The sequence below is a fragment of the Sphingomonas sp. CCH9-F2 genome (assembly GCF_001556735.1).
Taxonomy (GTDB): Bacteria; Pseudomonadota; Alphaproteobacteria; order Sphingomonadales; family Sphingomonadaceae; genus Sphingomonas; species Sphingomonas ginsenosidimutans.
On the sequence record NZ_LSJO01000053.1, the window covers coordinates 1 to 7,173 of the forward strand.

The 7,173-nt window shown below is 70.5% G+C and carries 10 protein-coding genes; all 10 read left to right on the forward strand.

Annotation, left to right across the window (positions count from 1 at the left end; all coding sequences use genetic code 11):
- A partial coding sequence (locus AX685_RS01440) for an aspartyl/asparaginyl beta-hydroxylase domain-containing protein (protein WP_197418441.1) occupies window positions 1–434 on the forward strand: 434 nt, incomplete at its 5' end.
- Window positions 435–509: 75 nt separating this feature from the next.
- Complete coding sequence (locus tag AX685_RS01445) at window positions 510–1,082, forward strand: NifU family protein (RefSeq protein WP_066484586.1); 573 nt, start codon at window positions 510–512, stop codon at window positions 1,080–1,082.
- A 49-nt stretch (window positions 1,083–1,131) separates the two neighbouring features.
- A complete protein-coding gene (locus AX685_RS01450) occupies window positions 1,132–1,725 on the forward strand; it encodes a malonic semialdehyde reductase (protein ID WP_066484589.1) in 594 nt (197 codons plus the stop codon).
- A gap of 255 nt (window positions 1,726–1,980) precedes the next feature.
- Window positions 1,981–2,628, forward strand: a complete 648-nt coding sequence (gene tsaB, locus AX685_RS01455) for a tRNA (adenosine(37)-N6)-threonylcarbamoyltransferase complex dimerization subunit type 1 TsaB (RefSeq protein WP_066484593.1) — start codon at window positions 1,981–1,983, stop codon at window positions 2,626–2,628.
- On the forward strand, window positions 2,625–3,104 hold the full coding sequence (gene rimI / locus AX685_RS01460) for a ribosomal protein S18-alanine N-acetyltransferase (RefSeq protein WP_066484596.1): 480 nt from the start codon (window positions 2,625–2,627) through the stop codon (window positions 3,102–3,104). The genes tsaB and rimI overlap by 4 nt, the downstream gene beginning before the upstream one ends.
- 75 nt (window positions 3,105–3,179) lie before the next feature.
- The gene (locus AX685_RS01465) at window positions 3,180–3,599 is read left to right on the forward strand and encodes a Fur family transcriptional regulator (RefSeq protein ID WP_066484597.1); all 420 of its coding nucleotides are present in this window, start codon (window positions 3,180–3,182) and stop codon (window positions 3,597–3,599) included.
- 13 nt (window positions 3,600–3,612) lie between these two features.
- Window positions 3,613–4,374 (forward strand): lysophospholipid acyltransferase family protein, encoded by a 762-nt coding sequence (locus tag AX685_RS01470; protein ID WP_231738494.1) that lies wholly within the window; start codon window positions 3,613–3,615, stop codon window positions 4,372–4,374.
- A 37-nt stretch (window positions 4,375–4,411) separates the two neighbouring features.
- On the forward strand, window positions 4,412–4,849 hold the full coding sequence (locus AX685_RS01475) for a hypothetical protein (protein WP_066484598.1): 438 nt from the start codon (window positions 4,412–4,414) through the stop codon (window positions 4,847–4,849).
- A 49-nt stretch (window positions 4,850–4,898) separates the two neighbouring features.
- Window positions 4,899–6,242: a tRNA (N6-isopentenyl adenosine(37)-C2)-methylthiotransferase MiaB gene (miaB, locus tag AX685_RS01480; RefSeq protein WP_082740413.1), complete on the forward strand. Its 1,344-nt coding sequence runs from the start codon at window positions 4,899–4,901 to the stop codon at window positions 6,240–6,242.
- A gap of 134 nt (window positions 6,243–6,376) precedes the next feature.
- Window positions 6,377–7,173: hypothetical protein (locus AX685_RS01485; protein WP_066484601.1), on the forward strand; the 797-nt coding region annotated here is incomplete at its 3' end.

Genomic DNA, 7,173 nt, shown 5'->3' on the forward strand with positions numbered 1-7,173 from the left:
GCGCGGAGGCGCAGGGCGATGCCGGACCGGTGCTGTGGCGCCACGGCGCGCCCGTGGACGCGGCGCTGGCGCACCGGCCGGCGACGCGCGCGCTGATCGCGGCGATCGCGGGGGTGGAGGAAGCGGCGTTCGTGGCGCTGGCGCCGGGCGCGCATGTTCCGCCGCGGCGCGGGCCGACGCGGGCGCTGCTGACCTGTCACTTGGGGCTGGCGGTGCCCCGCGACGGCGACGTGCGGATGCGCGTGCACGACCGGATCGTCCGCTGGGCGGAGGGCGAGACGCTGGTGTTCGACGACACGTGCGAACACGAAATGTGGAACGACAGCGGCGCCGCGCGCATCGTCCTGGCGATCCGTTTCGCGCGGCCGCTGCGCCAGCCGGGACGCTGGGTGGCGGACCGGATGCTGCGGTGGATGCGCCGCGCGGGGGCATGACGGCTTGGCGGGCGGAAACACTTCCTTTCCGCCCGCACGCTTGATCCGCGCCGCGTCCCGCGCCACATCGCGGCCATGCTGATCGAAACCGAAGCCACGCCCAATCCGGCCACGCTGAAATTCCTGCCCGGCCGCGCCGTCATGGACGCGGGCACGCGCGATTTCGCCACCCCCGAAGAGGCGGAGGCCAGCCCGCTGGCGACCGCCTTGTTCGATCTGGGCGACGTCACCGGCGTGTTCTTCGGCCGCGATTTCGTGTCGGTGACCGCCGCGCCCGGCGTCGAATGGACGATGCTGAAGCCCGACGTGCTGGCGATCCTGATGGATCATTTCACCGCGCAGATGCCGCTGTTCCGGGCCGCATCCGCCGATTTCGCGGTGCCGGCGGAGGATGACGGCATCGTCGACGATCCCGCCGACGCCGATATCGTCGCGCAGATCCGCGACCTGATCGAGACGCGCGTTCGCCCCGCGGTCGCCAATGACGGCGGCGACATCGTCTATCGCGGGTTCGACAAGGGCAAGGTGTACCTGAGGATGCAGGGCGCGTGCGCGGGCTGTCCGTCGTCGAGCGCGACGCTGAAGAACGGCATCGAGCAGTTGCTGCGCCATTATGTCCCCGAAGTGACCGAGGTGCGCGCGGTCTGACGGGCGCGCGCCTGCCGATCCTTCCCCCTTCACGAAAGGTTGCCCCGCCATGTCCCGTGCCCTTGACGATGCCGCGCTCGACCAGCTGTTCCGCACCGCGCGCAGCTACAACGGCTATCGCGACGAACCGGTGGGCGAGGACAAGCTGCACGCGATCTGGAACCTGATGAAGATGGGGCCGACGTCCGCCAACCAGCTGCCCGCGCGGATCGTGTGGTGCGTATCGGACGCGGCGAAGGCGACGCTGGCGGCGGCATGTTCCGACGCCAACAAGCCGAAGGTCCTGGGCGCACCCGTCACCGCGATCATCGCGATGGACGTGGATTTCCACGAATATCTGCCCGAGCTGTTCCCGCACACCGACGCCAAGAGCTGGTTCGACGGCAACCGCGAGCTGCGCGAGGCGTCGGCGTTCCGCAACTCCTCGCTCCAGGGCGGCTATTTCATCATGGCGGCGCGGGCACTGGGGCTGGATACCGGGCCGATGTCCGGCTTCGATGCGGGCGCGGTGGACAAGGCGTTCTTCGCCGACACGCCGTCGGTGCGCACCAACTTCATCTCGACGCTGGGCTATGGCGATCCCGCGACGATCTTCGACCGCAGCCCGCGGCCGGCGTTCGAGAAGTTCAACCGGATCGCGTGACGGCCGGTCGGGACCGGCCGACGCCGGAACACGCCGCGAAAACCCGCGCCGTCATGCCGGACCCGTTCCGGCATCCACCGTGCCGCACGCCCGGAAGGCGTCGATCGTGCGGCACGGTGACCCCCGGAACGGGTCCGGGGTGCCGGATCGTACGCGACCGCTCCGGCGACTTTCAGAGCGGTGACGAACGCATCCCGTCGGCCGGCACTTTGCGCGGGGACTTGCGAAGCGCGCGCCCCGTGGCATGAGCAGGCGATGCCGCCGCGTACCCTCATCATCGACACCGCCACCCCCGCCTGTTCCGTCGCATTGATCGAGGCGGGCCGGGTGACCCTGGGCTATGAGCATGAGGTGGTCGGCCGTGGCCATGCCGAGCGGCTGATCCCGATGATCGCGTCCCTTCCCGACGGTGGCCGCGCGGAGCACATCCTCGTCGATGTCGGCCCCGGCAGCTTCACGGGTATCCGGGTGGGGATCGCGGCCGCGCGGGGGCTAGCGCTCGGCTGGGGTGCCAGCGTCTCGGGCTATTCGTCGCTCTCGCTGATCGCGATGGATTATTTCCTGTTTGGCCAGTGCGGCGATACGGCGTTCGCCGTCGTGATCGAGGGCGGCCATGGCGAGGTGTTCATGCAACGCTTCGCCGGAAGGCCCGATTTCGGCGCGCTGGACGAGCCGGCATCGCTCAAGCCCGCGGATGCCATCGCCCGGCTGGACGGCATGGAAGCCGTGGGAACCGGCGTGGAACGGCTGGTCGACCTGCCCCCGGCGCAACGCGGACCTGCGCTGTTGCCATGGGCATTGCTCGCGCGAGAATTGCCGGAATCGTACCGGATGCTTCCTCCCCATCCCTTCTACGGCCGCGCGCCCGATGCCAAGCTGCCCGGCGGGGTGGTGCCGGCATGAGCACGCGATCGCGGATGGTCGAACTGACGAGCGCCGGGGCCGCCGACGCCGATACCGTCGACCGGATCATGGCCGCCGCGTTCGACCCGCAATATGGCGAGGCGTGGACCCGCAGCCAGTGCATCGGTATCCTGGCGATGCCGGGCGTGTGGCTGACGCTGGCGCGCGTCGACGGGGTCGCCGCGGGGTTCGCGCTGACCCGCGCGATCATGGACGAGGCCGAGCTGCTGCTGATCGCGGTCGACCCGGCATACCGCCGCGCGGGCGCCGGCGGCGCGTTGCTGCGCGGGGTGATTGCCGACTGCCGTGCGCGCGGGGTCGCCAGGCTGCATCTGGAGGTGCGCGCCAACAATCCGGCGATCGCGCTGTATGCCGCGCACGGCTTCGCGCCGGCGGGGGTGCGCCGCCATTATTATCGCGGGCGCGACGGCGCGATGTTCGACGCGCATACCTATGTTCGGATGCTGGCGGATTGAGCGAATCGTTCGGCTCGCCTCAATTGCGAGTCGGTAGCGCTTTTCGCAACAAGCGGATCGCACTACATGGGGGCCATGCCCCGCAAGATCGACCTCGAAGCGCTGTGCCATGAAAAGGGACTGCGCATCACCGAACAGCGCCGCGTCATCGCGCGCGTCCTGTCCGAAGCCGAAGACCATCCCGACGTGGAGAAGGTCTATGCCCGCGCCTCCGCGATCGACCCGGGCATCTCGATCGCCACCGTTTATCGCACGGTGCGATTGTTCGAGGAGGCCGGGATCCTCGACCGCCACGATTTCGGCGACGGGCGCGCGCGCTACGAACCCTCGCCTGAGGCGCATCACGATCACCTGATCGACGTGGAGACCGGCCGGGTGATCGAATTCGTCGATCCCGAGCTGGAGCTGCTGCAAAAGGCGATCGCGGAGCGGCTGGGGTTCCGCCTGGTGGATCACCGGATGGAGTTGTACGGCGTCGCGCTGCGCCGCGACTGACGGCGAGGCGCGGTTGACGGCCCGCCCGGAACCGCGGCTTTCGGCCCGCGCGATCGCCCGGCTGGCCGCGCTGGTGGGGCTGCTGGCGGCGGCGCTGACGGTGCACGGGCTGTGGCGGCTGCTGCACCTTCCCTCCCCCTGGCCGCGGCTGTTCCTGGGCAGCGCCGCGCGCCTGTTCGGCGCGCGCGCGCGGATCGTCGGCACGCCGCTGCGCCGCGACGTCATCTTCCTGTCCAACCACCTGAGCTGGATGGACATATTGCTGCTGGCCGGGGCGACCGGCAGCGCGTTCGTCGCCAAGGCGGAATTGCGCGGGGCGCCGCTGGTCGGCTGGTTGTGCACGCTCAACCGCACCTTGTTCGTCCGCCGCGGCGACCGCATGGGGATCGAGCGGCAGGTGGCCGAGCTGCGCGACGCGCTGGCGCATGGCTGGGCGATCACGATCTTTCCCGAGGGGACGACCGGCGACGGGCGCGAACTGCTTCCGTTCAAGGCAGCGCTGCTGGGGGCGATCGACCCGCCGCCGCCCGGGCTGATGATCCAGCCGGTGCGCATCGACTATGGCGCGGCGACCGACGAACTCGCCTGGGTGGGCGACGAGCCGGGCCAGTCGCATGCCACGCGCGTGCTGAACCGTCGCGGCACCTTCACCGCGACGCTGCATTTCCTGCCCCCCTTCGCCCCGACCGGCGGAAGGAAGGCGATCGCCGCGGAGGCGCGCGAGCGGATCGTGGCCGCAGGCGGGGACCTTTCCGGCGCGGTAACACACACTTAAGCCTATTGATCCATATTATGTCCGACGAGGACAGGATATGGCCCCGCAGGAACCGTTCCCGCTTCACCACAGCTGGCCGCTCTATGAGCGCGATGCCCGTCTCGATCTGGGGCTGCTGCTGGATTCCGCCACGGACGGGGTGGCGGCGGGCGCCGGCACCACCGGCCACTGGCATTGCGATCTGGCCAGCGGGCAGCTGACCTGGGCGCCCGGCGTGCGCGAACTGTTTGGCATGGCGCCCGACGCGGCGGCCGATCGCACCCACGCGCTGTGGCGGTACGAGGAACTGTCGCGCGCCGCGATGGAGCGGCTGCGCGCCCATGCGATCCGCCACTGCCGCGGCTTCACGATCGACGTGGCGCTGCGCGACGCGGGCGTGCGGTGGATGCGGCTGGTCGCCGCGCCGATCGTCACCGACCGCCGCGTCATCGGGCTGTGCGGGTGGAAAACGGACGTGTCCGCCCTCTACCGCTGATCCGGCGCGGGTTGGCGCGGCGGGCACTTATCGGCTAAGGCCGCGCGCCATGTCCGCCCCCGCCGCCACCCCGCCCAAGACCTTTCACGTCAAGTCGTTCGGCTGCCAGATGAACGTCTATGACGGGGAACGCATGGGCGAATTGATGGCGGCGCAGGGGATGACCGCGGCGGCAACGCCGGGCGATGCCGATCTGGTCGTCCTCAACACCTGCCACATCCGCGAGAAGGCGACCGAGAAGGTCTATTCGGACATTGGCCGGCTGCGCAAGGACGCGCGCGCGCATGGCCGCTCCGCGCCGATGATCGCGGTCGCCGGCTGCGTCGCGCAGGCGGAGGGCGAGGAGATCGTGCGCCGCGCCAAGGTGGACGTGGTCGTCGGGCCGCAGGCGTACCACAACCTGCCCGCACTGGTCGCGCGCGCCGCGGACGGCTCGCCGGCGCTGGACACCGACATGCCCGCCGCGTCGAAGTTCGGCGCGCTGCCCGCGCGGCGGAAGGTGGCGCCGGGCGCGTTCCTGACGGTGCAGGAGGGGTGCGACAAATTCTGCACCTATTGCGTCGTCCCCTACACGCGCGGCGCCGAGGTCAGCCGGCCGTTCGCGGCGATCGTCGACGAGGCGAAGGCGCTGGTCGATGCCGGCGCGCGCGAGATCACGCTGCTGGGGCAGAACGTCAACGCCTGGACCGAAGGCGACGGGCGCGGGCTGCACGACCTGATCCGCGCGCTGGACCGGATCCCCGGGCTGGTGCGCCTGCGCTATACCACCAGCCACCCCAACGACATGGCGCAGGGACTGATCGATGCGCATCGCGACGTCGAAAGCCTGATGCCGTTCCTGCATCTGCCGGTACAGGCGGGCAACGACCGCGTGCTGCGCGCGATGAACCGCAGCCACACCCGCGACGGCTATCTGCGGCTGATCGACCGCATCCGCGCCGCGCGCCCGGACATCGCGCTGTCGGGCGACTTCATCGTCGGCTTCCCCGGGGAGACCGACGCCGAATTCGCCGACACGCTAAGCCTGGTCGACGCGGTCGGCCATGCGCAGGCGTTCAGCTTCAAGTATTCGCCGCGCCCCGGCACCCCCGCCGCGACGATGCCGGATCAGGTGCCCGCCGCGGTGATGGACGAACGGCTCAAGGCGCTCCAGGCCGCGCTCAATCGCGATCAGGCGGCGTTCAACGCGGCGTCGGTGGGGCGGTCGTGCGACGTGCTGATCGAGCGGCCGGGCAAGCTGCCGGGGCAGTGGCTGGGCAAGTCGCCGTGGCTCCAGTCGGTCCATATCGTCGGCGACCATGCGCCCGGCGAGCTGGTGCGCGTCACGCTGGCCCAGGCGGGCCCCAACTCGCTGGCGGGCACGGTCGCGCCACCGGTCGCGGCGGTCGCATAGAGGCGCGATCGTCGGGCGGGATCGGCCCGGCGATAGATGGTTTTCGTATACCCGTTTTGAGGGCCACTGGATGGCTTTCAATACAGATTAGTTATTTTGGGCACATGCTCGCCCCCACTCCCCCGATTCGCGCGATGACGCGGCTGCTGGCGGAAATGCAGACGTCGATCATGTCGGCGGCGCTGCCGCTGTTCGACGGGCGGGTCGACCGGTTCATGATCTACACCCTACTGGTGCGCCGCACGCTGGACGGCGGGCTGGCGACCCCGGTGCTGGCGCTGGCCGACAGCCTGGGGTTGCCGTTCGAGACGACCCGGCGGCATGTCGCGGCGCTGGTGGAGGCGGGGCTGTGCGCGCGCCGGCGCGGCGGCATCGTGACGATCGCGACGCTGGAGGACGAACCCTATGCCTCGATCGGCGCGCTGGCCCATGACGCGCTGGTCCGCTTCATCGAGGACATGGCGCGCATCGACGCGCTGCCCGCCTTCCCCGTTTCCCAGCGCCCCTATCACTGGCACAGCGGGGTCCGCGCCTCGGTCGATCTGATGCTGTCGGTGGCGCGCGCCAACCACCAGACGCATCACGACCGGCTGGACCTGGTGATCTTCTCCACCGTGCTCGCCGCAAGCGACCGGCGCATCGTCGCCGATCCCACGCTGGCGCGGCGGTTCGCCACCCCCGATGCCGAGCCGCTGCCGTCGCAGCTGCGGCTGCCGATCCGCGTGCCGCGGATCGCGCAGATACTGGGGCTGTCGGACGCGACCGTGCGCCGCCGGGTCGATCGGCTGGTGGAAGGACCGCTGGTCGCCGGGCCGGGAGGCCTCAGCGTCAACGACACGTGGCTGGCCACCGAAGAGGCGCGATCGGCGAGCGGGGAAAGCCACGCGAATCTGCGGCGGCTACTCGGCGCGCTGGGGGCGCAGGGCTTCCC